Source organism: Actinomycetota bacterium (assembly GCA_030682655.1).
In the GTDB taxonomy this organism is placed as follows: Bacteria; Actinomycetota; Coriobacteriia; order Anaerosomatales; family JAUXNU01; genus JAUXNU01.
Window position 1 is genome coordinate 17,533 of the sequence record JAUXNU010000003.1, and the last position, 23,870, is coordinate 41,402.

General features: G+C 63.1%; 23 protein-coding genes. 6 read left to right on the plus strand and 17 right to left on the minus strand.

Annotated features, from left to right (window positions below):
* The first annotated feature begins 24 nt into the window (after window positions 1-24).
* Complete coding sequence (locus Q8K99_00105; GenBank protein MDP2180957.1) at window positions 25-1,347, plus strand: coproporphyrinogen III oxidase family protein; 1,323 nt, start codon at window positions 25-27, stop codon at window positions 1,345-1,347.
* A gap of 94 nt (window positions 1,348-1,441) precedes the next feature.
* Window positions 1,442-1,999, plus strand: coding sequence for a hydrogenase maturation protease (locus tag Q8K99_00110; protein ID MDP2180958.1), 558 nt, complete (start codon window positions 1,442-1,444; stop codon window positions 1,997-1,999).
* Here Q8K99_00110 and Q8K99_00115 read toward each other — a convergent pair.
* Window positions 1,996-3,912, minus strand: a complete 1,917-nt coding sequence (locus Q8K99_00115) for a transketolase (protein MDP2180959.1) — start codon at window positions 3,910-3,912, stop codon at window positions 1,996-1,998. The two genes, Q8K99_00110 and Q8K99_00115, sit on opposite strands and share 4 nt — an antisense overlap.
* 110 nt (window positions 3,913-4,022) lie before the next feature.
* On the opposite strand from Q8K99_00115, the gene Q8K99_00120 reads away from it, so the two are divergent.
* Complete coding sequence (locus Q8K99_00120; GenBank protein ID MDP2180960.1) at window positions 4,023-4,835, plus strand: inositol monophosphatase family protein; 813 nt, start codon at window positions 4,023-4,025, stop codon at window positions 4,833-4,835.
* Between the two features lie 20 nt (window positions 4,836-4,855).
* On the opposite strand, the gene hemG is transcribed toward Q8K99_00120, so the two are convergent.
* From hemG to rnd, 11 genes are all read right to left on the minus strand, one after another.
* The gene (gene hemG, locus Q8K99_00125; GenBank protein MDP2180961.1) at window positions 4,856-6,352 is read right to left on the minus strand and encodes a protoporphyrinogen oxidase; all 1,497 of its coding nucleotides are present in this window, start codon (window positions 6,350-6,352) and stop codon (window positions 4,856-4,858) included.
* A 36-nt stretch (window positions 6,353-6,388) separates the two neighbouring features.
* Window positions 6,389-7,438: a ferrochelatase gene (gene hemH / locus Q8K99_00130; protein ID MDP2180962.1), complete on the minus strand. Its 1,050-nt coding sequence runs from the start codon at window positions 7,436-7,438 to the stop codon at window positions 6,389-6,391.
* A complete protein-coding gene (gene hemE, locus Q8K99_00135; GenBank protein MDP2180963.1) occupies window positions 7,398-8,453 on the minus strand; it encodes a uroporphyrinogen decarboxylase in 1,056 nt (351 codons plus the stop codon). The genes hemH and hemE overlap by 41 nt, the downstream gene beginning before the upstream one ends.
* A 128-nt stretch (window positions 8,454-8,581) precedes the next feature.
* Window positions 8,582-10,573: an acetate--CoA ligase gene (gene acs, locus Q8K99_00140; protein ID MDP2180964.1), complete on the minus strand. Its 1,992-nt coding sequence runs from the start codon at window positions 10,571-10,573 to the stop codon at window positions 8,582-8,584.
* Between the two features lie 483 nt (window positions 10,574-11,056).
* A complete protein-coding gene (locus Q8K99_00145) occupies window positions 11,057-12,640 on the minus strand; it encodes an ASKHA domain-containing protein (protein ID MDP2180965.1) in 1,584 nt (527 codons plus the stop codon).
* Window positions 12,641-12,647: 7 nt separating this feature from the next.
* The gene (locus Q8K99_00150; GenBank protein MDP2180966.1) at window positions 12,648-13,487 is read right to left on the minus strand and encodes a DegV family protein; all 840 of its coding nucleotides are present in this window, start codon (window positions 13,485-13,487) and stop codon (window positions 12,648-12,650) included.
* Window positions 13,488-13,498: 11 nt separating this feature from the next.
* On the minus strand, window positions 13,499-13,885 hold the full coding sequence (locus tag Q8K99_00155) for a histidine triad nucleotide-binding protein (protein ID MDP2180967.1): 387 nt from the start codon (window positions 13,883-13,885) through the stop codon (window positions 13,499-13,501).
* Between the two features lie 52 nt (window positions 13,886-13,937).
* Entirely contained in the window at window positions 13,938-14,174 is a 237-nt protein-coding gene (locus tag Q8K99_00160; protein ID MDP2180968.1) for an exodeoxyribonuclease VII small subunit, read from the minus strand.
* On the minus strand, window positions 14,175-15,500 hold the full coding sequence (gene xseA / locus Q8K99_00165) for an exodeoxyribonuclease VII large subunit (GenBank protein ID MDP2180969.1): 1,326 nt from the start codon (window positions 15,498-15,500) through the stop codon (window positions 14,175-14,177).
* Between the two features lie 48 nt (window positions 15,501-15,548).
* Window positions 15,549-16,217, minus strand: a complete 669-nt coding sequence (locus Q8K99_00170) for a zinc metallopeptidase (GenBank protein ID MDP2180970.1) — start codon at window positions 16,215-16,217, stop codon at window positions 15,549-15,551.
* A 6-nt stretch (window positions 16,218-16,223) separates the two neighbouring features.
* Window positions 16,224-17,384, minus strand: a complete 1,161-nt coding sequence (gene rnd / locus Q8K99_00175; protein ID MDP2180971.1) for a ribonuclease D — start codon at window positions 17,382-17,384, stop codon at window positions 16,224-16,226.
* Between the two features lie 96 nt (window positions 17,385-17,480).
* On the opposite strand from rnd, the gene Q8K99_00180 reads away from it, so the two are divergent.
* Window positions 17,481-18,416 carry a diacylglycerol kinase family protein gene (locus Q8K99_00180; protein ID MDP2180972.1) on the plus strand — a complete coding sequence of 312 codons (936 nt, stop codon included), beginning with the start codon at window positions 17,481-17,483 and terminating at the stop codon, window positions 18,414-18,416.
* 2 nt (window positions 18,417-18,418) lie between these two features.
* On the opposite strand, the gene Q8K99_00185 is transcribed toward Q8K99_00180, so the two are convergent.
* From Q8K99_00185 to Q8K99_00205, 5 genes are all read right to left on the minus strand, one after another.
* A complete protein-coding gene (locus Q8K99_00185; GenBank protein ID MDP2180973.1) occupies window positions 18,419-19,186 on the minus strand; it encodes a TerC family protein in 768 nt (255 codons plus the stop codon).
* A gap of 85 nt (window positions 19,187-19,271) precedes the next feature.
* Window positions 19,272-19,604 carry a hypothetical protein gene (locus Q8K99_00190; protein MDP2180974.1) on the minus strand — a complete coding sequence of 111 codons (333 nt, stop codon included), beginning with the start codon at window positions 19,602-19,604 and terminating at the stop codon, window positions 19,272-19,274.
* A gap of 215 nt (window positions 19,605-19,819) precedes the next feature.
* Entirely contained in the window at window positions 19,820-20,254 is a 435-nt protein-coding gene (locus Q8K99_00195; GenBank protein ID MDP2180975.1) for an SRPBCC family protein, read from the minus strand.
* A gap of 391 nt (window positions 20,255-20,645) precedes the next feature.
* Complete coding sequence (locus Q8K99_00200) at window positions 20,646-21,131, minus strand: hypothetical protein (protein ID MDP2180976.1); 486 nt, start codon at window positions 21,129-21,131, stop codon at window positions 20,646-20,648.
* Window positions 21,132-21,145: 14 nt separating this feature from the next.
* Window positions 21,146-22,033 (minus strand): hypothetical protein, encoded by an 888-nt coding sequence (locus Q8K99_00205; GenBank protein MDP2180977.1) that lies wholly within the window; start codon window positions 22,031-22,033, stop codon window positions 21,146-21,148.
* A gap of 141 nt (window positions 22,034-22,174) precedes the next feature.
* On the opposite strand from Q8K99_00205, the gene Q8K99_00210 reads away from it, so the two are divergent.
* Window positions 22,175-22,489, plus strand: a complete 315-nt coding sequence (locus Q8K99_00210; GenBank protein MDP2180978.1) for a hypothetical protein — start codon at window positions 22,175-22,177, stop codon at window positions 22,487-22,489.
* Window positions 22,490-22,693: 204 nt separating this feature from the next.
* Window positions 22,694-23,870, plus strand: a 1,177-nt coding sequence (locus tag Q8K99_00215; GenBank protein ID MDP2180979.1) for an IS110 family transposase, incomplete at its 3' end; no start/stop codon positions are given.

The following is a 23,870-nucleotide window of genomic DNA, read 5'->3' on the forward strand; positions in this document are numbered from 1 at the left end:
ATACGGCGCAACGAAAGGGACGACATGCTCTCCGAGCGCGCGATTACCGCTGCCCTGCGTGTCCTGAACAAGAACTACCTTGCACAGACTCCGACGGACCTCGATTCGCTCCCCGCACCCGTGCCCGGCAGGGGCTATGTCCTCTATGCGCACGTACCGTTCTGCGAGCGACTATGCCTGTACTGCTCCTTCAACCGGTTCTTGTTTCAGGAAGACCGGGCGCGAGGGTACTTCAAGCATCTGCGCGACGAGATGCGCATGACCGCCCACATGGGCTACGACTTCCCGTCGCTCTACATCGGTGGCGGCACCCCGACAATCCTTCTCGATGAGCTATGCGAAACAATCGATCTGGCCACAAGCCTGTTCTCCATTCGCGAAGTCTCATGCGAGACCAGTCCCAACCACCTGGGTCCAGAATTGGTCGAACGCCTGTCTGAGCGGGTACAGCGCCTGTCAGTCGGCGTCCAGAGCTTCGACGACGGCCTGCTACGCACCATGGACCGCTATGAGAAGTACGGAAGCGGTGAGGATCTCTTCGAGCTGATCGCATCAGTCGCGGGCAAGTTCCAGTCGCTCAACGTGGACATGATCTTCAACTTCCCGAGCCAGACCGAGCAGATGTTGGCGCGCGACATCATGATGCTCAAGGCCACGGGAGCGAACCAGACGACGTTCTACCCGCTCATGGCGTCACCGAAGACCCGACTTGAGCTGCAACGTGCGGTGGGGTCCATCGATTTCAAGCGCGAAGCCTACTACCACCAGCTCATCGCGCACACGCTCTCCGACCAGTTCGTCCCGACGTCGGCGTGGACGTACTCGCGCGATGTCGGCTCAATGATCGACGAGTACATCGTGGACTATGAAGAGTACGTCGGGCTCGGCTCCGGTGCGCTCTCCTTCCTTGACGGCCGCATCTACGGGAACACCTTCTCGCTGCGTCAGTACGGCGAGGCGATCTCCTCGGGACGCATGTCCGTTGCGAACCAGGGTAAGCCCTACGGCCGAATGGCCCGGATGCGCTATCGCTTCGTCACCGACCTCTTCGGGCTCAGGCTCGACAAGGTACGGTTCGAGCACGATTTCGGCGTTCCGGTCGAGCGCGGACTCTGGGCGGAGCTCGGATTTATGCACGCCGCCGGAGGCATCGCCCGTCACGACGATGTCGAGATCACGCTCACCGAGAAGGGCCGCTACCTGCTGATGGTCATGATGCGCGAGACACTCGCGAGTTCGAACGACCATCGCGACCAGGCACGCGAGTCATTGCCACTCGACGAGCGCATGCTCCTGCTCGAGGGCGAATCATGCGTGGCCCCGGCCACACGGCTCGCGGCAGGGTAGTATCGGCACCACAGGCTGGACCTAAGCGGCCCTGTGTCGCGTCTGTATTCGCTACACTCATGCAATCCCTGTGCTCCAAGGAGGGCTCCTGCACATGACAGACAGCGCCGAACGCATCCTCGTGATGGGCATCGGAAACCCGCTCATGGGCGATGAGGGTGTCGCGATTCGCGTCGTCGAACTGCTCATGTCCGGATATGAGTTTCCCGACAACGTCGAGGTCGTTGACGCCGGAACCATGGGCTACACGATCCTGAACCTTCTGCGCGACCGCGATTTCGTCCTTGTGGTCGACGCCATTGATGGCACCGGCTACGAGCCCGGCACCGTCGTTACGCTCTCGCCCGAGGACCTCGCTCCCAACCAGCTCATGCACTCGCTGCATGACACACGGTTTGTCAACGTTCTCGAGGCCGCGGAACTCACCGGAATCCAGGTGCGGGCGCTTTGCATCGGAATCCAGATAGAGAAGATCGAACCCTGGGTCACCGAGCTCAACGATTCGCTGGAAGACGCACTACCTACCGCCGTCGATGCGGTGTTGACCGTCCTTGGCGAACACGGGGTGACGGGTCTGCCAAGGACTGACGGCACTGCGGACAGCCGCATCCTCGAGTCGATTCGCACGCGCGGTCCCGCACGGGCCGACTAGACTTCGCCGAGGAGCCCCTCGACGGCTGCAACGATACCTGCTGCATCGAGCCCCGCCAGCGCGAACAGATCGCCGGCCGCCCCACTGGTCATGTACGAGTCGATGCCGATGCGCTTGAGCCGCACCGGCGCTCCCTCGCTTGCGATCCGATCCGCGACGGACGCGCCCAGGCCGCTGCGGACGGAATGGTCCTCGACGGTGACAACCAGCCGCGACGACGTCGCCCGAACCATAGCGGTGTGGTCGAGATCTAGCGGCGAGGATACGATCCCCACCGCCACCGAGCGGCCTGATGCCGTCAGCTGGTCGGCGGCGGCCACCGTCGCGCCGGCCGGTGTCCCCATCGTCAGCAATACGACGTCGGAACCCTCGCGAACCCAGTCGATGCGCCCGTATTGGAACTCGTACTCGTCGCCAAACGCCGGGTTTCCGGCGCTATCCAGGATGCACGGTAGCTTGCTGCGGCCCATGGCCACGCACACGTTGCCCTCGAGAGCGGCGGCCGCTCGAACCGCGCGATCCGTCTGATTGGGATCGGCAGGCACAATGACCTTCCAGCCGAAGAAGTCCCGGAACGCGCCGACGTAGTCCAGGCACTGATGTGTCTTGCCGTCCTCCCCCACGTCAATCCCGCAGTGAGTCAGCACGAGCTTCAGCCCGGCCCCGTTGATGTCGTTCAGCCGCTGTTGGTTGTAGGCCTCATCGCAACCGAAGACACCGAAGTCCGCCCAGAAAGCAAGGACGCCGCAGGTCGAGAGCGCGCCGCCGATGGTCGCGGCGTTGTGCTCCCCCACCCCGCACTGCACGAACCCTTCCGGGTGACGCCTCGCGAACCCATCCGTCTTGACCGAGACGGCCAGATCGCAGTCGAGTACGGCAACGGGGACTCCCGGGTTGGCGTCGGCAAGATCGACGAGCGCGGTGCCCCAGGCGGACCGGTTGTCGGTAGGAGCATCGGCGCCGTAGGTCCTCGGCGTTCCGAGGACAACCGCGACTGGCGGCGTACGGTAGTCGAGTTCTGTGACCGCCCCGTGCTCGCGCCGCCTCGCTCGGGCCGCATCAAGCGCAGGAGGGAGTCCAAGTTCGACCATTGCGGCCTCATACTCCGCGGGCGCAAGTCCGCGTCCGTGGAACTCCGGGTCGCCCTCCATGAAGGACACGCCCTTGCCGATGACCGTGTGCGCGATTATGGCTACCGGGGCGCTCGTGTCCGATACTGCATCGCGCAGCGCTCCGTGAACCGCTTCGACGTCGTGTCCGTCGATCTCGAGCACCCGCCATCCATCGGCAGCGAAGTCCGCCGCAACCGGGACATGCAACACATCGTCAGTGCGACCCGATATCTGGATGCCGTTCAGATCCACCAGCACGGTGATGTCGCTCAGACCGCGCGCCACAGCGAGCCTGCGCGCCTCCGCGACCTGGCCTTTCTGTTGTTCTCCGTCGCTCATTGCGACGAACGTGTGCCACGCAAGCCCGGTCATCCTGGCGCCCAGAGCCATCCCGACACCGGCTGAAAGACCCTGCCCGAGATTGCCCGTACTCCACTCCACCCCGGGGACGGAACGCTCTACATGCCCCTCGAAGAGACTCCCCTGCTGACGAAAGTGCGCTTCCACCTCCTCGGCAGGGAAGAATCCGGCGGCGGCCAGTGCGGCGTAGACACCGGGAGACGTGTGCCCGTGGCTCACTACGATCCGGTCGCGTCCGGGCCAACGCGGCTCATCCGGACGCAGCCGTGCGCACGAGAACAGCACGGTATACAGTTCCAAGGAGGACATCGAGCCTCCCGGATGACCTGATGCGGCTACACTCGTCGCCGTAAGCACCGTGCCCCGCGATGCGCGCGCGCGATGGCGAAGATACTTGGCCATTTCGGGCGTGAGTCTCTGTGAGAACCCCGAGTGAAACATCGAACACCCCCGAGATCGGGACGCGGGTGCATGGAGAATCCGCCCGCACACGAACGGTTTCGCTAGACTGGTTCGAGCATAGCGCACGTGTCACCTAGAAGGGACGTTCAATGCAAGACGAGCTGCGCGCAGCGCGGGAAGCGGCGCGATCAGGCGCAGAAGCGATCATCGCGCGACGCGGGAACGTGGGACTCGTCCGATTGAAGAGCACCCTGACCGACGTCGTCACCGACGCTGACATCGCCGCCGGTGTAGCTGTCGCGCTATCGCTTCTGGCTCACGACCCCGGCGCGCGATTCGTGATCGAAGAGAGCGAGGTCTACGAACTCGCAGGCGTTGTCGAGGGCTCCTTGTCCGAGGGCGACACGTGGGTCGTCGACCCTCTCGACGGAACCACTTCGTTCGTGCACGGCTACCCGACGTACTCGGTATCGGTCGCCTTGCTCAGGGAAGGTCGCCCGGTCGTGGGCGCGACGTACAACGTGCCGACGGGGGAACTGGTGTCTGGCGCCGTCGGACATGGAGCCTGGCGCGATGAAGAGCGTGTCAAGTGCACCGGCGTCTCTGGTCTCGCCGAAGCACTGCTGATCACCGGATTCCCCTACGATCGCGGAGCGCTGCTCGACCGCCAACTTGACTGTCTTGGCAGCTTCCTCCGCTCGCCCGTCCACGGCATCCGACGTGACGGCTCCGCCGCGGTCGACTGCTGCCATGTCGCCTGCGGTCGAGCCGACGGCTTCTGGGAGTTCGGGCTCAAGCCATGGGACATGGCTGCCGGCGTGGTCATCCTTGGCGAAGCGGGGGCGCGCGTCACGGGGATAGGCGGCGAGGAATGGACGCCCGCATCGACAGGCATCATCGCAGCCAACCTCGCGCTGCATGAGCTCATGTGCGCAGTGATCCTGCCCGAGGACCGCAGCTAGTCCGGCACGTCGCGAGCCGTCTAGTAGTAGCGCTTCTCCTCGACGTCATCCTCGGCCAGGTGGATATCCCAATCGCCAAGGAGCTTGCTCACGGCCCTTTCGCCGCTTTCGATGCAGTTCGGGAGACCGACGCCGCGATAGGAACCGCCGGCTAGCGCCAACCCGGCTATCTCGCCGCTTCGATGCTCTATCGTGGCGATCCGGTCGAGGTGCCCCATCGTGTACTGCGGCATGCCGAGGTTCCAGCGGAAGACTCTGGAGAACAGAGGCTCTCCCTTGATGCCAAGGATACTGCGGAGCTCCGACAGCACGATCTCCACAAGCTGCTCGTCCGAGTTCTCCATGACCGCCTGGTTGTGCGGCCCGCCCACGAAACCACGGAACATCACGCGGCCGGCAGGCGCGCGTCCGGGCCACTTGGTCGAGGAGAAGGTAGCCGCCATGAGCGAGCGCTTCTCGGCGAGCGGGCACAGAACACCGAACGCGTTCATGTCGATGCCCACGCCTGCCTCGTCAAACGCGATGGAGACGGTGGCCGAGGAGCTGCAGGGAATCTCCGCCAGAGCGTCAGCGATCTCCGTGTCGATAGACCGGACGAGCGGCTCCGCCGCCCAGCTCTCGGTCGCGATGATCACACCATCGGCTTCGATCGACGTGTCGTCGGACAGGTGCAACACGTAGCCTGCATCGCTGCGCTTGATGTCGCGCACCGAAACGCCTGTGCGGATGTGATCGCGTCCTGCAGCATCAGCCATCGTGTCGGTGAGTTCCTGCATGCCGCCCTCAAACGACGTGAAGAATGTCCTTGGCTTGGCTCCGGGCTTGGTCGGGTACTTCTTGCGCATCTCGTCGACCTTCTTGCGCATATCGAGGAAGCCCCTAAGCAGGCTGCCATGCTTCTGCTCCATCTCGAGCAGGTTCGGGAAGGTCGCAGCCAATGACATCTTGGCCGGGTCCGACGCGTGAACGCCCCCCACGAGTGGCTCGGCGAGTCGGTCGAGGCACTCGCGTCCCATGCGCCTCACCACGAAGCTCTCCAGCGTCTCATCGTTCAGCTCGCCTTCCACCACCCGCTTCTTGGGAACGAGGAGATCCATTCCCATGCGAATCTTGCCCGGCCATGAAAATAGGCCTGTGGTGGCAAACGGCATGAACTTGGTCGGCGCGAACATCATCACGCCGTCCGGCATCTCGTGAAGCTTGCCGCGGGACAGGATAAGCGTCTTCTTGCGGGAATCGTCCGTCGGAAGCTTGTCATCTTCGATTGATGTCAGCTTGGCGATCCGGTGAACCGCCGGCTTGCTCGTCAGGAAGCAGTCCGGGCCGCCGTCCACCACGAACTGCGCATCGGGGTTCCCGGGGTCCGTGACCATCTCGGTCGCGATCTTGCCGCCGAGACGCTCGTCCTTCTCAAGGAGCGTGAACGACACATCATTGCCCGCCTCGGCCGCACGCCGAACCTTGTACGCAGCTCCGAGACCGGCCACGCCTCCGCCGATGATGACGATTCGCTTCATGTTCCCGTATGTCCTCTCTCGTCCGACTGTCCGGCGCTAGTCGCGCGTCTGAAGCGCTTGGACCGCAAGTCCCGCAAGAGCCGCGATGAGCAGCTCGTCGTCGTTGGGCACGCAAGCGCGCACGAACCGCAGGCCGAGATCGGCAGCGCGGTTCGATGCGACGATGTCCAGGTCGTACATCGTCTCCATGTGGTCGGTCGCAAAGCCGATCGGGCAGATGACGACAGTGTCATAGCCTGCGGCGGCAGCTGCATCCATCACCACATCGATGTCCGGCTCCAGCCAGTCGCCGGGCCGGGCACCTTTCGATTGATAGGCAAGCACCCATGGCGCGCGGCCAGACAGCGAGCCGAACGTGGCCACTCCTAACTCCGCGCTATCGATCTCCTCGGCCCCTCCGAGCTCGGCGGCCTGCGCAACCGCTGCTGCGACCTCGTGCAAACCGGCAACGTAGGGGTCGTCCTCTACGAGGTCCGCGACCGGCAAGCTGTGCGCCGTCATCACCAACAGGGGCTTCTCCCCGGGGGCAGCTTCGAGAGCGTGACGACACGCATGGCCAAGGAACTCCCGGTACCCGGGTGCTGTGTGCAGCGCCGGAGACTCGCGGACATCATTTATCTCCAGGCCCGAAAGCGCCTCGCGAGCTGCGGCGCGATACGCGCCGCACGAGACTTTCGACTCGAATGGAGACAGGGACACCATCACGATGCGGTTTGCGCCTATCTCGATAAGCTCGTGAACCGCGTCCGATATCAGTGGATCCCAATACCGCATGCCAAGGCGCACGGGGACGGGGTGCCCTTGAGACGCGAGCTCGCGCTCGAGCAAACCCGATATCCGCAGCGCGATCTCGGTCAGAGGCGACTTGCCCCCGATCGCTTCGTACTTCGCCCTGGCGCGCTCAACGAGCTCGGGACTCGGCTCCCGACCCATGAGGCGGGCCATGAACGGTCCCACCGCCTCCAGGGAATCCGGGCCGCCGAATGCGGTCAACAGGATTCCCGGCCTATCGGGCGCGCAATTTGGCCTCGTATCCGTCACAGCGCTATCGCGCCCCGACTGCGCGAATTCGGGCGGAGTGCTCATGCACGGCCTGCACGAGGACGCGGGCGTGGTCGGGGTCGGTGTCCTTGTGGATGCCGTGGCCAAGGTTGAAGATGTGGCCGGGTCGTGTTCCGACCGCCTCAAGGATCTCGACCGCCTTGGCCTCGATCACTTCAACCGGAGCGAACAGTGTCATCGGATCCAGGTTTCCTTGTACGGCAAACCCGTCACCCACCAGATCCATCGCCTTGCCGATGTCGATGCGCCAGTCCAGACCTATGACGTCTCCACCCGCCTGGGTAACGAGGTCGAGCATCGCGGTGGCGTTGTTCGCGAAGTTGATGACCGGAACGCCGGTCTTGCCTACCTCGGCAATGACTCGCGTCGTGTGCGGAAGCACTGACCGCTCGTAGTCTGACGGTGAGAGGTATCCGACCCAGGAGTCAAAGACCTGGACTGCCTGCGCTCCTGCTTCGATCTGCGCCAGCAGGTATGCGATCACCGTGTCGGTCGTGACCGTCATGAGTGCGTCCCACGCCTGTGGGTCTTGCCACATGAGGGTCTTGCAGTTGATGTAGGCGCGCGTAGAGCCACCCTCGATCATGTACGACGCGAGAGTGAATGGCGCCCCGGCAAAGCCGATGAGCGGCACCTTGTCCTTCAGCTCCCCGCGCAAGATGCGAATCGCATCCATGACGTAGCCCGTGTGCTCGATGGGGTCGGAGACACGCAGCTTGTCCACGTCGGCCTTCGAGCGTACGGGGTTGCCGATGACGGGACCTTCCCCTTTCGCGAACGAGAGGTCGAGGCCCATTCCCTCGAGGGGCAGCAGGATGTCCGCGAAGAGGATCGCGGCGTCTACTCCCACAAGATCCACCGGTTGCAGAGTCACTTCGACAGCCAGCTCGGGCGTCTTGCACATCTCGAGGAAGCCGTGCTTCTCGCGGATGGCGCGGTACTCGGACATGTAGCGGCCAGCCTGGCGCATCATCCAGATCGGGGTGCGCTCAATCGGCTCCCGCCGACAAGCTCGCAAGAAGAGGTCGTTGTAGGCCATGGTGGGGGTGTTCCTTTCACATGCCGGTAGGCGAAAAGCCGCGTAATAGTCTAGCACGAACGGGTCCCCCGCCGACCCCCTTGCGGGGACGGCGGGGGACCCGTCTAGGCACTCACATTCGGCAGGGACTATCCGCCGGGACGTGTCTCGACAATGATCTTAACGATGGAAGGATCGGCAAGCGTCGATATATCGCCAAACGCGCTCATATCCGTCTCACCTGCGGCGATCTTGCGCAGGATACGACGCATGATCTTGCCGGAACGGGTCTTGGGCAACTCGGGAACCAGGTGGATCTGGTCCGGAGTCGCAATCGGCCCGATCTCCTGGCGCACATGACCGGCGAGCTGCTTCACGAGATCGGCGGTGGCATCCTGACCGGTCTTGAGAATGACGTAGGCATAGTTGCCCTCGCCCTTGATGTCGTGCGGGAAGCCCACGACAGCGGCCTCGGCGACCGAGGCGTGGCTCACGAGTGCGCTCTCGACTTCCGCGGTACCCATGCGGTGGCCCGAGACGTTGATGACATCATCGACGCGGCCAAGGAGCCAGTAGTAGCCGTCTTCGTCCTTCCGCGCACCGTCACCCGTGAAGTAGTTGCCGGGGAACGTCGTGAAGTAGACTTCCTTCACGCGCGCGTTCTCATCGTCGCCCCACATGCCGCGCAGCATGCCCGGCCATGGGTACTTGATGCACAAGCGTCCTCCGGAGCCGACCGGCGTTTCCGTCTTGTCCTCGTTGAGGATGACCGGCTGGACGCCGAAGAACGGGCGAGTGGCGGAGCCCGGCTTCTGCGGAGTCGCGCCCGGCAGGTTGGTGATCATGTGGCCGCCGGTCTCAGTCTGCCAATACGTGTCCACGATGGGCACGTTCTCGTGACCGATGTTCTTGTGGTACCACATCCATGCCTCGGGGTTGATCGGCTCGCCGACCGTGCCGAGGACTCGAAGGCTGGAGAGGTCGTACTTGGCCGGCCACTCCTCGCCCGACTTCATGAGAGCGCGAATCGCAGTCGGCGCGGTGTAGAACTGGTTCACGCCGTGCTTCTCGACGACCTGCCAGAAGCGACCTGCATCCGGATAGGTCGGTACACCCTCGAACATCAGCGATGTTGCGCCAAGGGACAGTGGCCCGTACACGATGTAGCTGTGCCCGGTGACCCAACCGATGTCCGCGGTGCACCAGTACACGTCCTCGTCGTGGTAGTCGAATGTGTACTTGAAGCTCAGGGTGGTGAAGAGCAGGTAACCTGCGGTCGTGTGGAGCACACCCTTCGGCTTGCCGGTCGAGCCGGAGGTATAGAGAATGAACAGCGGGTCCTCGGCATCCATCCATTCGATGTCGCAGTGCTGCTTGATTGCGGCGTCACGGACTTCCTCGTGATACCAGTAGTCGCGGCCAGGCTCCATGTCGACGCGCGTCTGCGCGCGGGAGACTACGATGACAGACTCGATAGTCGGGCACTCGAGCAACGCCTCATCGGCCATAGCCTTCAGCGGGACAACGCGGCCGCCGCGAATACCCTCGTCAGCCGTCACGAGCATGCGGGCCTCGCAGTCCTGGATGCGTTCGCGCAAGGCCTGTGCCGAGAATCCGCCGAACACGATCGAGTGGATAGCGCCTATGCGGGCGCACGCGAGCATCGCGATGGCCAACTCGGGGATCATGGGCATGTAGATGGCGACACGGTCGCCCTTCTTGATGCCATGCTTCTTGAGGACATTCGCGAAACGGCACACCCTGTAGTAGAGCGACTGGTAGGTGTACATCTTCGTGCGACCCTCGTCGGACTCCCAGATGATGGCCGCTTTGTTGCGGCGCCATGTCGTGAGATGACGGTCGATGCAGTTGTATGCGACGTTGGTCTTGCCGCCCTTGAACCACTCGACCTTGGGGGTATCGAACTCCCACTCGACGACCTTGTCCCACTTCTTGTGCCAGTACAGGTACTCCTCGGCCATCTCGGCCCAGAATCCCTCCGGGTCCTCGACGGACCGGTTGTACATGGCTTCGTACTCTTCCATCGAGCTGATGTGTGCCCGGTCCTTGACCCACTGAGGGGGGTCGACAACACGCAGTTCCTTCTGCATGGACTCGATCGCGTTGGACTTTTCAGTCATAGAGGCCTCCTTCGTCCGGGGTCGATCTCTGAGTGCACGGTCGCGCGGGTCCCCCGTCAATCCCTACTGCGGCCGTCGTTGTGACAGCACCTAACCGCGCTAGAGTGTCCATCATTCTAGCCATAATCCCTGCTAAACGCCCTACTTGGTCAGGTGAGCGGCCCCAGACTCTCGGTGGGCGGCTCCCCCGGGCGACCATCACAATGCTGAACGAGAATATGTTGTAACAAATGTTGCAAGGGCCTGCGCTCATCCTGTAAAGTGGCTACTGGTATTCAGTTTCCCTTCCCAGCACGACTGCTGATCCGGGGAATCCGGTGAAGCGCTACGCGGGACATCGTCGACCGGCATCGCGATGTGTGTGTGGTTCCCAGGCAGACCACACCGCCACCCGCAGTGAGACTCAGGGGTAGCATTGGGAAGAGGAATAAGGAAGCCCCGGCCCGAAGGCTGGGGCTTCCGTCATTCTCGAAGGTAGTCCGGTCAGAAACCGCGCTTCAGCGTGTACGGTGCGAGCGCGAGAGCACCCACGAACGTGGCTGCGAAGAAGGGGTCCTCGGCCAAGGAATGGTGATGCCCTGAGGCTGTCGTGGTAGACGCCAGCTCCGCGAGCGAAGGATCCACCGCTACCATCGCCGCCCCCAGCAGTGATGCATTGCCCACCTGTTCTACCCTTCCGGCAGACTCGCCCGGGAGCAGCCCGATCTGGATCAGATCCTCGGCATCGAGCGCCTCTCCGAGCCCTCCGGCGACAACGAATCGCTCGATTGCGCGCGATCTCACCTGGGCCGCGCGCGTAACAGCGAGAATCCCCGACGCGATTGCCGCCTTGGCCGTCTGGAACGCCCGGATGTCCGTCTGCAGGAGCGTGAGGGGGTGTTGGGACGATTCAGAACCGAGATCGACGCCGAGGACTTCGCCCACCAGGTGGAACCGGGAGGCAAGTGGGCCTTCCTCGACCATCGCACCATCGGATGCGACATGGCCAAGTCGCGAGAGCGAGGCGATAGCACTCGCAAGCCCCGAGCCCGTGAGCCACATCCCGTCTCCCCCGCCCACGGTAGTCAGCTCGAGTGACGACTTTGATTCGCGAACCCTCACGACGCCACCGTCGGCTGCAGGACCGCCGCAGGAGATGCCGAATCCCTCAATCGCGGGACCCGCAGCAGCCGACGCATAGACCGCCCTCCTCGGCGAAACGCACATGATCTCGGCGTTCGTACCGATATCGACGTAGAGCGCCGTCACTTCAGCCTGGGCAAGCCCCGCGGCCACGATGCCTGCGGTGACATCACCTCCGACGAAAGAGGCTACCGGCGGAAGAACGAGTGTCTCTGCGCCGGGGGCCAATCGGACCCTGAGACGCGATTCTTCCGGAAGCGCCCTGATCCCTTCGAATGGCGCCCGATATGGCGCGACCCCGAAGCTTGCGAGGGACTCACCCAAGAGCGAGGCGGCCATGACGCTGTTCCCCGCCACCACCAACCGCCTGATCGCTGACAAACAAGAACCGGCGTGGCCGCATGCGAGAGACAGTGCCTCGAGTGCTGACTCCTCGGCGAGTCGCGTGAGGTCTTCCGCGTGCCCCTCCTCCGCAGCCGACACGCGCGAGACGAGATCCGCACCGTAGGACTGCTGGGAGTTCGGCACAACAGCCCGCCCTAGCTCCCTCCCGGACGTCGAACCGATCACCACGGCGGCAACGGTGCTCGTTCCGAGATCGACCGAGGCGACGAGTTCGCCTTCTTCGGCATCGCCGATCTGGGCGGTTGTTGCCTGAAGGTTCACGAGCGGCTTGATGACGAGTGGGGCTGCAACGCGCGCCAGACATGCGAGCCGCATTCCGGACGGCGCCAGCTTGAGTCCGCGACTCTCGATATCCCCGGGGGGCTCCGGAGACCCTTCAAGGACCCGCACGGCGCACTTCCCGCACACTCCCCGTCCGCCACATGGTGACGGGACGAGGACGCCTGCGCGACGCGCGGCGTCAATGACTGTCTCGCCTTCGTCCACCCAGACGGTCAGGTCAGCGGGCTCGAACTTGACGGGGTAGCGCCGTGTGGCCATCAGTCGGCTATTCCTCGGGAATGAATGCTACGCCCCAGCCGGTGCCGGTATGGGTGGAGATGACCGTTCCTGTCTCGACGACGTACATGTCGGTGGCCAAGTATCGGCTGGTGAGCTGATCGCGCAACCACTCAGCGCGCTCGAGCGACATGGCGTGAAGAACGCAGAACTTGCCCCCCGTAGCGTTGCCCATGCGCTCGCCAACCCACTCAAGAGTGCGATTGAGGGCTGTCTGCGCGCCACGGATGCGTCCGACCGGATCGAACACCCCGTCGGCGACTGTGAACAGCACGCGCAGGTTCAGCATGCCACCAATGAACGCGCCCACGCGGCCGATTCGGCCGCCTTTCGCGAGATTGTCGAGCTTGTCGACGCCCACAAGGAGCTGGACTCTGTCCCTGGCGTTCTCGACATGCGCAACAACCTCATCAACCGACAGACCCCGGGCTACCGCGCGCGCTGCTTCGATGACCTGCAGACCCAGGGCCATCGAGAGGTTGCGGGAGTCCACCAGGTGCACGCGTCCCGGGAACTCGCGAGCCGCTTGAGTAGCCGACTCGAACGTTCCGGAAAGATCTGATGAGATGTGCACCGAGATCACGCTGCGCGCGGTCTCGAGCACGCGCGCGTATGCCTCCACGAAGATGCCCGGCGACGGCTGGGACGTCGTGGGAAGCTCTTTCGCGGCGTTCATACGGCGGAAGAACTCCTCTTGAGACAGATCGCCGTCGGTGAAGGTCTCCCCGTCTATCGTCAAAGCCAGTGGAACCACGGTGATGCCATGCTCCTCGTACAGACTCCTCGGCAGGTCGGACGTACTGTCCGTGACGATCGCGATCTCTCTCATAACAACCCCCGCTACTCTACGAAGTTGACCATGCCATGGCTCATACCCCGACCCCCGAGCACGTGCACGTGCAGGTGCCCGACAGTCTGGTTCGCGTCCCGGCCGTTGTTGACGATCACGCGATAGCCTGACGACGCAACCCCTTTCATCTCGGCGATCTTGGGAATCGCAGCGAAAAGCGCGGCCATGGTTGCCACCGGCACGTTGTCACCGATATGCCCGTAGTGCGCCTTCGGGATTATCAGAGTGTGCACCGGGGCCTGCGGAGCGATGTCATCGAACGCGATGATCTCGTCGTCCTCGAGGACCTTCTGGGCGCCCATCTCACCTGCGGCAATCATGCAGAACACGCAGTTGTCCACGAACACGAATACCTCCTTGGTGTCGACCAGACTCATAGTAGCGTACCCGCTGTAGCTGAGAAGCGGTCACCGGCAGAACGTGCCGGGACTACTCGGTCGCCGTCGGCTCGGCTTCTATCTGGCCAAGGAGCATCGTCACTTTCTGCTGTGCATCGGCCAACTTGGCCTGCAGTGCGCGCAGGAGCGAGACGCCTCTCTCGTACCGGTCAAGACTGTCCTCGAGCTCCAACTGCCCGCTCTCCAGTGCCGCGACGATCTGCTCAAGTTCCTTCAGTGCATCTCCAAAAGCCATCTCTTCGGGAAGGCGCAGCTCGTTGTCCTCCATCTAACTCCCCTTCTCCTTCGTTTCGACGACACACCCGATCGTACCGTCCGATATCCGTACGTCTACGCTGTCACCAACGGCGACCTGATTCTGCGAAGTGACCACCGTGCGGCCGTCCGGACCGAAACAGACAGCATACCCCCGGCCCAGGATCTTCAGCGGAGACAAGTCATCGAGACGCGTCGCCGCTCGCGCAACGGCATCCTCGGCACGCTCCTGGACGCGCGGTCCGATTCGTAGCATGGACGTACGAACGTACTCAAGACGCTCGCCGTCGCGCCGCAAACGCTCTGGAATCGCCCGGTTGAGCGCGATCGCCGCCAGATCCAGCGCCTGAGACGCAGACCCCACCAGCGCAGAGCGGTCTGAGAAGACCGGACGCTCCAGCAATCTGCGAACGCGGTGTTCGGCGGCCTGGACACGATGCTGGAGTGCCCCACCCAGCAGTCGAGACGCCTTGTCCACGCGACCACGCAACTCACCGACGGACGGAGCCGCCGCCTCGGCAGCTGCGGTCGGGGTAGATGCCTGCAAGTCCGCCACCATGTCGGCGATGGACGTGTCGGGTTCGTGGCCGATTCCCGTGATGACTGGAACCGGGCTCGTCGCCACTGCGCGGGCCACGTCCTCGTGGTTGAACGGCATCAGGTCCTCGTAGCTGCCGCCTCCACGCACAAGGAGCACTACATCGGGTCCCGCCTCGGCGGCAACTCGTAGCCCCTCCACGATCTCCCCGGGCGCATCTGAGCCCTCAACCGCAACCCCTGCCACCAGGAGTTCGGCAATCGGATAGCGTCTCCGGAGAGTCCGAATGACATCATGAATGGCCTTGCCGCGTGGGGAAGTCACAACCGCGATACGCCGGGGATATTCAGGTACCGGGCGCTTCCGGTCCGGGCGCATCAGCCCCTCGACCTCGAGTCGCCTTGCAAGAGCCGCGACCTGCATCCGCAACACGCCTTCGCCAGCGAGAACGAGGCGTTTCACCATGAACTGCATCCGCCCCTTGGGCACGTATGCGGAGAAGGTTCCAGTCATCTCGACGAGCACGCCGCACTTCATGGCAACACCGGAGGCCACGTACGCATCGCGCCACATCATGCAGGGCATCGCGGCGCCTTCGTCGCAGACCGTGAAGTACGCGGCCTTATAGCCGGGCTTGTCGTTGAACTCCGAGACCTCGCCAACCACACGCACAGTCACGGACTCGAGCGCGCGTTTGGCTGCGGACATAGCCTCTGTGACAGACAGTGCACGCTCCTCGGCCACGCCGACGACCTCTCCCCGAACGACATCACCGAGCATTCTACCAGTCGCCACCGACACGAACGGCTCGCACGATCCGGGGGCATTGAGTGCGAGACGCGTGACGGGCTATCGCCTGGACAGGCCGAGGAAGTACACGAGCTGGAGCACCGCCACCAGCGTTGCCGCAAGATAGGTCAACGCTGCAGCAGAAAGGACGGTCCTCGCGCCGGACACCTGCTCGTCCGGCAGAATGCCGCCGGTCTTCAGGGAGGCCAGAGCGCGACGCGACGCGTCGATCTCAACGGGAAGCGTGACCAGCTGAAAGAGTACGGCGGCGGCAAATAGCGCAATACCCACCGTGATGAGGTCGCTGAACCGTAGGAACAGCCCGCCCATGATCAGTGGGAACGCAAGTCGCGATCCAAGCTGGGCGGCGGGCACAAGCGCCTGCCGCACCTGCGCGAACGCGAATGCCTGCGCGTGCTGAACGGCGTGACCCGCTTCATGAGAGGCGACGCCCGCTGAGGCCACGCTTCGCCCCTGGTACACAGCCGAGGACAAGCGCAGCACACGGGCGCGCGGGTCGTAGTGGTCGGTCAGCGCCCCCTCGACCTGCTCGATGGCAACTTCGTGCAGCCCGTTGCTCGCCAGCATCGCGCGGGCGACCTCGGCACCGGATTGCCCGGTCGCCAGAGGCACAGCGCTATAGCGCCGAAATGACGAATTGACCCACCACTGCGTCGCCAACCCGAGTACCACAGCGACGATCATGATTCCCCAGTACGAGGAAAGCATTGCCTACTACTCCTTCTTGCCGGTCGCAACGCCAACAATGGCGAGCCGGCCGTTGACTACTGTGAGAGATATCTTCCCATCCAACAGCTCAAGCAACTCGTCCCCGATATGCGACTTGCGCCAGCCCTCCAGAAGCGGACTCTCTTCGACTTCGCCGGCGGCCAAGCGCTCGAGTTCACACCTGGACGCTAGCAAAGGAGCCGCCACCTTGTGCTCCTTGGCCCTGATGCGAACGAGAGCGGCCATCAGGTCCACGAGCCCCTCGATATCGCGAACGCGCTGTCGCTTGGGTCCGAATGCCGGGAGTTTGTCCTCGGAAAGCTCCATACCCCTGGTCACGGCGGCGATCAGTGACCTGTGTGAACCCTTGCCGAGCTTGTCGCCCACACCTCGGATCTTCTGCAGCTCGCTTGCGTCACGCGGGGCGCGCCGCGCGATCTCCACAAGACTTTCATCTCCTACGACCCACCGTCGCGGAATATCGCGTCGCTGAGCCTCGCGCTCTCTCCACGCCGTCACAGTCATCAGCACACCGAGCTGACGCCGATTGAGACTCGATATGCGTTTGATCCGTCGCCATTGCTCCTCGGGCACGATCTCGTACGTCGCGGGATCCTCCAGCCACTCGAAGTCTGCTTCGAGCCAGTCAAGCCGCCCCTCGTCCTCCAGGCGCTCCCGCAAAGTCCGGTAGATCGGCACGAGATACCGCACGTCGTTCAGGGCGTACTCGATCTGTGTCTCCGACAGCGGACGCTTGGCCCAGTCCGTGTACGTGTCGGACTTGTCGAGAACCTCCCCGGTGATCTCCTTGACAAGAGCGCCATAGCCGACCTGCTGCGGGAAGCCTGCAAGCGTCGCGGCGACCTGCGTGTCGAACACCGGCGCAGGCACCTCACCCATGAGCTTGTGGAATATCTCGAGGTCCTGGGTGCCCGAGTGAAGAACCTTGACGATACCGTGGTCCCGCAGTATCTCGAAGAGCGGCTCAAGATCATCGACAACAAGAGGGTCGATGATCGCCGCGACGTCGTCAGTTGCGACCTGGATCAGGCACAGCCGCGCGTAGTACGTCCGCTCACGCATAAACTCCGTGTCGATGGTAATGAACTCCGATCCGCGAATCTTCTTCGCGAACTGGCGTATCGCCTTGCCGTCCGAAACGTACACTCGCACTCCCTTCGAGCGGATGCCAACCGCCGGACACCTTCTGTAGCGTATGCTACGAGCTGCCTGGAGTCACGGACGCGCATCCCGGGGGGCGCCATGCGGGTTCTCCTGATAGTCAACCTCAAGTCTGGCCAAGGAGACGCAGGCATCTACGACTTCGCCCGCGAGCTCGGCAGGCACGGCACGGAGATCGTCGTCAGGTTCGTCGGCCGTAAGCAGACCCTCGCGTCGATGCTCGCCGATGCCAAGGAGTTCGACCGCGTCGTGGCCGCTGGCGGGGACGGCACCGTATCGGGCATTGCGTACGCACTGCGCGGCAGCGGCGTGCCTATCGTTGCGTATCCCGCTGGTACCGCAAACCTCACGGCCCTGAATCTGCGAATTCCGCTCGACCCGATCGATCTGGCCGCGATCACGCTGCGCGGCGCCATCCGATCGTTCGATCTCGGCGAGATCTCGTGCCCGTCCCAGGCGGACGGCTGCGTCCCCACACTCGCAACGACACCCCCGGACACGAAGGCTCAGGGGTTCGTCGTCGCTGCAGGGATAGGCTTCGACGCCAAGATCATGGAAGGGGCCCACGAGCTCAAGTCCTCGATCGGAGCTGCGGCCTACCTGGTTGCGGCGCTGCAGAACCTGGCACCCATCGTGTCGAAGTTCCACCTCAAACTCGACGACCGCGTCGTCGACACAGAAGGCATCGCGGTACTCGTAGTCAATTTCGCCAGACTTCAGTTCGACATATCGATCACGCACGACAGCGATCCCTCGGACGGTGTGTTCGAGATCGTGGTGCTGCGAACAAGGAACGCGATCGAGCTGCTCCCCGCAGTGTGGGCGGCCGTCCTCGACCGCACCACAGGAATACAGGTCGGCTCACCGGGGCTGGAGATCTACTCCGCCCGCGACATCATCATGTCCTCCGACCCCCCGTTGCCGCTGCAGCACGACGGGGAGACGGCCGCGCCCGTCTCACCCATTCATGTCCGCGTGCTCCACCGGGCCGCGACGTTCGTGGTCCCTGAGGAGTAGTGCTATGCGTCTTCCTTGGCAGGCTGGAGCAAGCCGCGCTTGCGGGCGATGTTCCCCTGATAGCGCATCTGCGCGAACTCGACGAGTAGCGAGAACGCCATCGCGAAGTACACGTACCCCTTAGGTACAACCACTTCGAACGCCTCGGCGGTGAGAAGCATGCCGATCATCAGCAAGAACGCGAGGGCGAGTATCTTCACCGATGGGTGATCGTTGACGAAGTTGCTGACGGGATCCGCGAAGGCAACCATCACCGCCATCGCGATGACGATTGCCACAACCATGAGCGGGACCTCGTCGACCATGCCAACCGCCGTGATGACCGAGTCGAGCGAGAAGATGATGTCCATGATGGCGATGTTGGCGATGACCGCACCGAACGCCGCAGCCTTCTTGCCGGACGCGTGCTCTTCTTCGTCTTTGAGTTCGGTCTTGTGGTAGATCTCCGTGGTCGCCTTGTAGACGAGGAAGAGGCCACCAACGAGCAGGATGATCGAACGCCCCGTCAGCTCGACGAGATGGCCGAAGACGTGAAACTCGACAAGCGGTCGCGTCAGGCCGAGTATCCACGACAGCGTCAGCAGGAGCAGAATACGCATGACAAGCGCCGTCACGAGCCCGATTCTCCGCGCGAGAAGCTGCTGCGATGCGGGTAGGCGCGATGAGACTATCGCGATGAAGATCAGGTTGTCTATTCCGAGAACGATCTCAAGCAGCGCCAGCGTCGCGATAGCGATCCACGACGACGGCTGGGACAGCAGCTCCAGCATCCGGACTCCTCAGGCAGCTCTTGCGTGACGCCAGCAGTATACCGGACGAGTGCGAGCCCGCATCGCGGAGCGCGGACGGGAGCGGCTATTCCTCCGTTCCTGAGAGGAAATCCACGATCAGGCCGTACTCCTCATCAGTCACGACCAGGCCGTTGGTCTTCATGCGGTCGACCGTGGAGACCCACTCTTCTCGGGACTTGCTGGCCTGTTCGACACGATCGATCGTGTGGCACAGGGTGCACTTCTGCTGAACGAGCTCTGCGGACGGTTCGGACGAACCCGTGATGGTCGGAGTCTGCGGACCGCCCAAACTCCCGCCCTCGCCGGTCCCCGCCGAGGAACACCCGGCGACAGCAAGCGCGAGCGCGACAACGAGCAGGACACGCGCGGGTATTCCCGCAACAACCGACCGGTGCATGGGTCCTCCTTGGCTCACACGATCTCCTGCCAAGGACTGTACCCACGCACAAGGCCCCGGCACATGGCCGAGGCCTCGATGATTCATGATGGACCATGCTTGATGAGCTTCGAACGGAGCAACCGCGACCCCTGACCGCTCGCGGGCGGGCAGCATCCCGCGGACGGCCACATGGTCATTTGAGCGTCGGATCGGACGCATGGACGCCACTGACGCTACGCTTCCTCCAGGATTGTCCTCAGGTTCGCCACAATCACGTCGCCCTCGTGGTCGTTCAGCTTGATGATAGCGGCTTCGGCCAACTTGCCGAGCACCGGGACCGGAATCGTGTAGTCTACCTTGAACGTGACCTTCGTGTCGTCACCCTCCGGTTGGACCATCCAGGTCTGGGTGCTATCAATTCCGCCCTTGCTCTTGCTGACGATGCGCTCGTTGGCGATGTGCTCGACATCCTCACTTGTTCCCTTCAGGCGCATGCCGGCCATCTTGTACGTCCAGCGGTTCGTGTGCCCGCCATTGGCCAGCGAGTGCACGTCCGTGATCTCCATCAGACTGGGCCAAATCTCCGGCAGGTGCATCGGATCGTCCAGGTACGTGAAGACCCTCTCGACCGGCGCATGGACGACCACGCTCTTCGTCTGACTCGCCATATCTATCACCCCCTTTCCTTGGTGACAGCTGTCTTTCATATGCAGAACTTGGCAGGTTGTGGCCGCGTGTTCGCGAGATCAGGTCAACTCCATCCCGAGCTTGCCCGAGAAGGCTGCCCCCGCAGACCCACGTTCCTATTCCCACGACATTCGAACGAGAAACGCCGACGAGGCCGGGCGCGTGGCAACGCTGGTGGGCCATCGTGGATGAGTTTCGAACCACGAAGGTCCCGAACCAAGAGGTTCGAGACCTGTAGTGTTGGTGGGCCATCGTAGATGAGCTTCGAACGGGTGCGCTCAACGTGTTGGAGATGAGCGGCGAACGAAGTGAGTCCGCTCGATCTCCTGGTTAGGTGAGTGATCACAGAGCGAGAATGCTGTGGGCCCGCGCTCAGGCAGCGGTCTCAACTAAGCCGAGCTCAGCGAGCAGCTCACGGGCCAGAGACTCATACTCCTCAGCCCACTTGTCGTGCTTGACCTGACGCATCGCATCAAGGGCCGCGTCCAGTGAGTAGCCGTAGTCGAGGAACCAGTCAAGAGTCGAGGCCAGCTCAAGCACGATAGGGCTGGTTGACTCGAGAATGCCGATCGCGCTCTTGAACTCCCCAACGTCGCGGACAAACGCGGTGTCCTCCGCGACATACTCGTAGCCTGCACCAACAACTTGCTCGGAGACCGCACCAAGCTTCTCGACGAGGCGCAAATCGGCCTGCACGTCCTCACTATACGGACCGTAGAAGTGCATTCTGAATGAGTAGTCTGTGGGTAGTCCCAGCCGCTGAAGGAACCAGACGGTCTTCTGGAGTCGAATCCTGCCCAAGACGCGGTGATTGCTGTGGGCTCCGATGACGGAGACCAACCACGCATAGTGTTCCACGTGACGTGTCCTCTCTAGTTCTTGCTTAGCCAATCATCCATGAAATCACACAGTTTGTCTCTAAGTCTCTCCGGGAAGTAGTAGCGCACAAGCAGATAGCGTTCCGTCAGCTCATCGATTGTACCCAGCTGACCTGACAGTTCTCCGAGCTCACCGTCTGGCTTCTGGAGCCAAATGAGTTTCTCCATCGCCTCACCCTCATCGGGTCGTCCAGGAGGATCGTACGGCTTGTAGGGTGTGTCGCCGGGGGTGTCATCCTGGAAGAGGGTGTCGGGTTCGCCCTCGTCTCGCAGCCACAGTCTGACAGCGGAGATCAACCCAGCAAGGCGGTTGGGCTGCAGGTGAGTCAGGTCGCGACACTTCCAGAGCCTCCTGTTCAACAGGCCCGCGCCGAGCTCATTGAGCACAGGGTTGTCGCAACTCGCACACCGACGGAAGAACACGTTCATCACGTAGTCGTCGAGCTGAAGATACTGGTCAAGGCTCATCTCGCTTGAGAAAGCGTTCAGCACTTCGAATGGTGCGCCGGGTACGACGGCCTCCTTCGCCTCGTCCGTTTCAGCTGCTTCGAGAGCCTTCGTGTAGGTCTCCAAGAGGAGCCGCAGCATCACTTCGCCAGCGCGCGTGGCCTTGTGATAGTACACCGCGTGGTACATGTGATATCGAGCGAAGACGTAGGTCTCAAGAGCATCTCGAGCCTTCTGGGAAACGTAGACTCCGCGATACTCGTCCACGTAGAGGTGCTCAAGAAGCCAGTGGGAATCGAACGTTCCGTAGTCGACGCCAGTGTAGTGGCTGTCGCGAAGAAGGTAGTCGAAGCGATCGGCGTCCAGCTGGCTCGAGATTGTTTGGCGCAGATGAAGTGGCAGCGCCCAATCCCTGGGTGGAGCCGCTCCGAACAAGCTAGCAACTTTCACTGGCAGCGCTGGGTCGACACCCACCAGTACATGGTTCACCTCTGTCTCAGATGAGAGAACAACCTGTGTTGTACGCTTCTCATGGTTCTCCTTGGCTGCCTTCTCGAAGACGTGAGAGTACGGACCATGGCCGACGTCATGGAGCAGGGCCGCGACCAGCAGGACCCGTTCTTCGTCCTCGGTGACTGGCGGCGCAACCCGCTTGAATCGTTCAATGAACCTACTCGTCACATGCAGCATCCCGATGCTATGGGCAAACCGGCTGTGATTCGCTCCCGGAAACACACAGGGGCTCATGCCCAGTTGGTGGATGCGGCGCAGTCGCTGGACCTCAGTGGTGTTAATCAGGGCGAAGAGCAACTCACCTATGTCGCCTTCGAAGCTGATGAGCCCATGAACCGAGTCGAAGATGTAGCGTGGATCGCCATCCGGCACCAGTGACTCCTCCCCCCTCAAGAGCGTACTGGTCGATGTCGACCAGTACGAACACATGTTCCCACTTCGCAGAAGCCAACGCAACAGTCGTCACGAGTTCCAGAACTGCTCATCTCACCTAGTCACTATGAGATGGCCGGCCCGATCCGGTGTATACGTGGATCGTCCGCGGGATTTGGCCCGCGGCGCCGACAGACGGAGGGACCGGCCATGAATGAGCTTACACACATCGGACTGGACGTGCACAAGGACACGATCGCCGTGGCGGTGCTTCGCCCCGGCACGACCGAGGTCGACGAGCGGGTGATACCCAACACCCCCGAGGCGGTGCGCCGGCTGCTGCGCCGCTACGAAGACCCGTCGGCGCTTCGCACCTGCTACGAGGCGGGCCCGACCGGGTACGACACGCACCGGCTCGTGAGTTCGCTCGGGATCGACTGCGACGTGATCGCCCCCTCGCTCATCCCGCGCCGGTCGGGTTCGCGCGTGAAGACCGACCGCATCGACGCGCGCAACCTCGCAAGACTGCACCGCGCAGGCGAGCTCACGAGCGTGCGGGTGCCCACGAACGCCGAGGAGGCCGTGCGCGACCTCATCAGGGTGCGCGAAGAGGTCAAGGCCGACCGCCGGATCGCCCGCCAGAGGATCCGCAGCTTCCTCATGCGCTACGGCAAGCGCTACCCGGGGCCGGGCGACAAGTGGCCGGTCCGCTTCGAGGTGTGGATGCGCGCTCTTCGCTTCGACGAGCCTCTCGCCCAAGAGGCCTTTGAGCAGCTCGTCGGCGCCTACTTCGTGCGCGACGCGCAGCTCGCCGCGATGGGGAGGCGCATCGAGGAGCTCGCGCTCGAGCAGCCCTTCGCGGATCCCGTCACGCTGCTTTCCGCGCTTCGCGGCATCGGCACACTTTCCGCGATGACGATCCTCGCGGAGACGTGCGACTTCTCCCGTTTCCCCGAAGCCGGAAGCTACATGGCGTTCACGGGACTGACGCCCTCCGAGCATTCGAGCGGGGCCTCTCGTCATCAGGGCTCGATCACCAAGACCGGCAACCGGCACATACGGCGTGTGCTCGTGGAATCCGCCTGGGCCTACCGGCACGCGCCGGCGGTGCGCGGGAAGCTGAAGAAGCGTCTCGAGGGACAGCCGCCGGAGGTCGTGGCCTACTCGTGGGCCGCGCAGTGCCGCCTGAACGGGACGTACCGGCGGCTCTCGGCAGAAGGGTGCGCGCACCGCCGTGGTGGCTACAGCACGCGAGCTCTCCGGCTTCGTCTGGGGACTCATGACGGGCAACCTCGGACCGGCGCGGTAACGACGACATGCACGCGGGCGGGCGCCATACTCCGGAGAGATCCTCGATCACGTTATGCGACTCCAATAAGCGCGCGCC

What these genes read in the sequence shown, in the direction of transcription:
- Q8K99_00105 (MDP2180957.1), top strand. Translation starts at nt 25, where the DNA reads ATGCTCTCCGAGCGCGCGATTACCGCTGCCCTGCGTGTCCTGAACAAG.
- Q8K99_00110 (MDP2180958.1), top strand. Translation starts at nt 1,442, where the DNA reads ATGACAGACAGCGCCGAACGCATCCTCGTGATGGGCATCGGAAACCCG.
- Q8K99_00115 (MDP2180959.1), bottom strand. Translation starts at nt 3,912, where the DNA reads ATGTTTCACTCGGGGTTCTCACAGAGACTCACGCCCGAAATGGCCAAG.
- Q8K99_00120 (MDP2180960.1), top strand. Translation starts at nt 4,023, where the DNA reads ATGCAAGACGAGCTGCGCGCAGCGCGGGAAGCGGCGCGATCAGGCGCA.
- hemG (MDP2180961.1), bottom strand. Translation starts at nt 6,352, where the DNA reads ATGAAGCGAATCGTCATCATCGGCGGAGGCGTGGCCGGTCTCGGAGCT.
- hemH (MDP2180962.1), bottom strand. Translation starts at nt 7,438, where the DNA reads ATGAGCACTCCGCCCGAATTCGCGCAGTCGGGGCGCGATAGCGCTGTG.
- hemE (MDP2180963.1), bottom strand. Translation starts at nt 8,453, where the DNA reads ATGGCCTACAACGACCTCTTCTTGCGAGCTTGTCGGCGGGAGCCGATT.
- acs (MDP2180964.1), bottom strand. Translation starts at nt 10,573, where the DNA reads ATGACTGAAAAGTCCAACGCGATCGAGTCCATGCAGAAGGAACTGCGT.
- Q8K99_00145 (MDP2180965.1), bottom strand. Translation starts at nt 12,640, where the DNA reads ATGGCCACACGGCGCTACCCCGTCAAGTTCGAGCCCGCTGACCTGACC.
- Q8K99_00150 (MDP2180966.1), bottom strand. Translation starts at nt 13,487, where the DNA reads ATGAGAGAGATCGCGATCGTCACGGACAGTACGTCCGACCTGCCGAGG.
- Q8K99_00155 (MDP2180967.1), bottom strand. Translation starts at nt 13,885, where the DNA reads ATGAGTCTGGTCGACACCAAGGAGGTATTCGTGTTCGTGGACAACTGC.
- Q8K99_00160 (MDP2180968.1), bottom strand. Translation starts at nt 14,174, where the DNA reads ATGGAGGACAACGAGCTGCGCCTTCCCGAAGAGATGGCTTTTGGAGAT.
- Q8K99_00170 (MDP2180970.1), bottom strand. Translation starts at nt 16,217, where the DNA reads ATGCTTTCCTCGTACTGGGGAATCATGATCGTCGCTGTGGTACTCGGG.
- Q8K99_00180 (MDP2180972.1), top strand. Translation starts at nt 17,481, where the DNA reads ATGCGGGTTCTCCTGATAGTCAACCTCAAGTCTGGCCAAGGAGACGCA.
- Q8K99_00185 (MDP2180973.1), bottom strand. Translation starts at nt 19,186, where the DNA reads ATGCTGGAGCTGCTGTCCCAGCCGTCGTCGTGGATCGCTATCGCGACG.
- Q8K99_00190 (MDP2180974.1), bottom strand. Translation starts at nt 19,604, where the DNA reads ATGCACCGGTCGGTTGTTGCGGGAATACCCGCGCGTGTCCTGCTCGTT.
- Q8K99_00195 (MDP2180975.1), bottom strand. Translation starts at nt 20,254, where the DNA reads ATGGCGAGTCAGACGAAGAGCGTGGTCGTCCATGCGCCGGTCGAGAGG.
- Q8K99_00210 (MDP2180978.1), top strand. Translation starts at nt 22,175, where the DNA reads ATGGCCGACGTCATGGAGCAGGGCCGCGACCAGCAGGACCCGTTCTTC.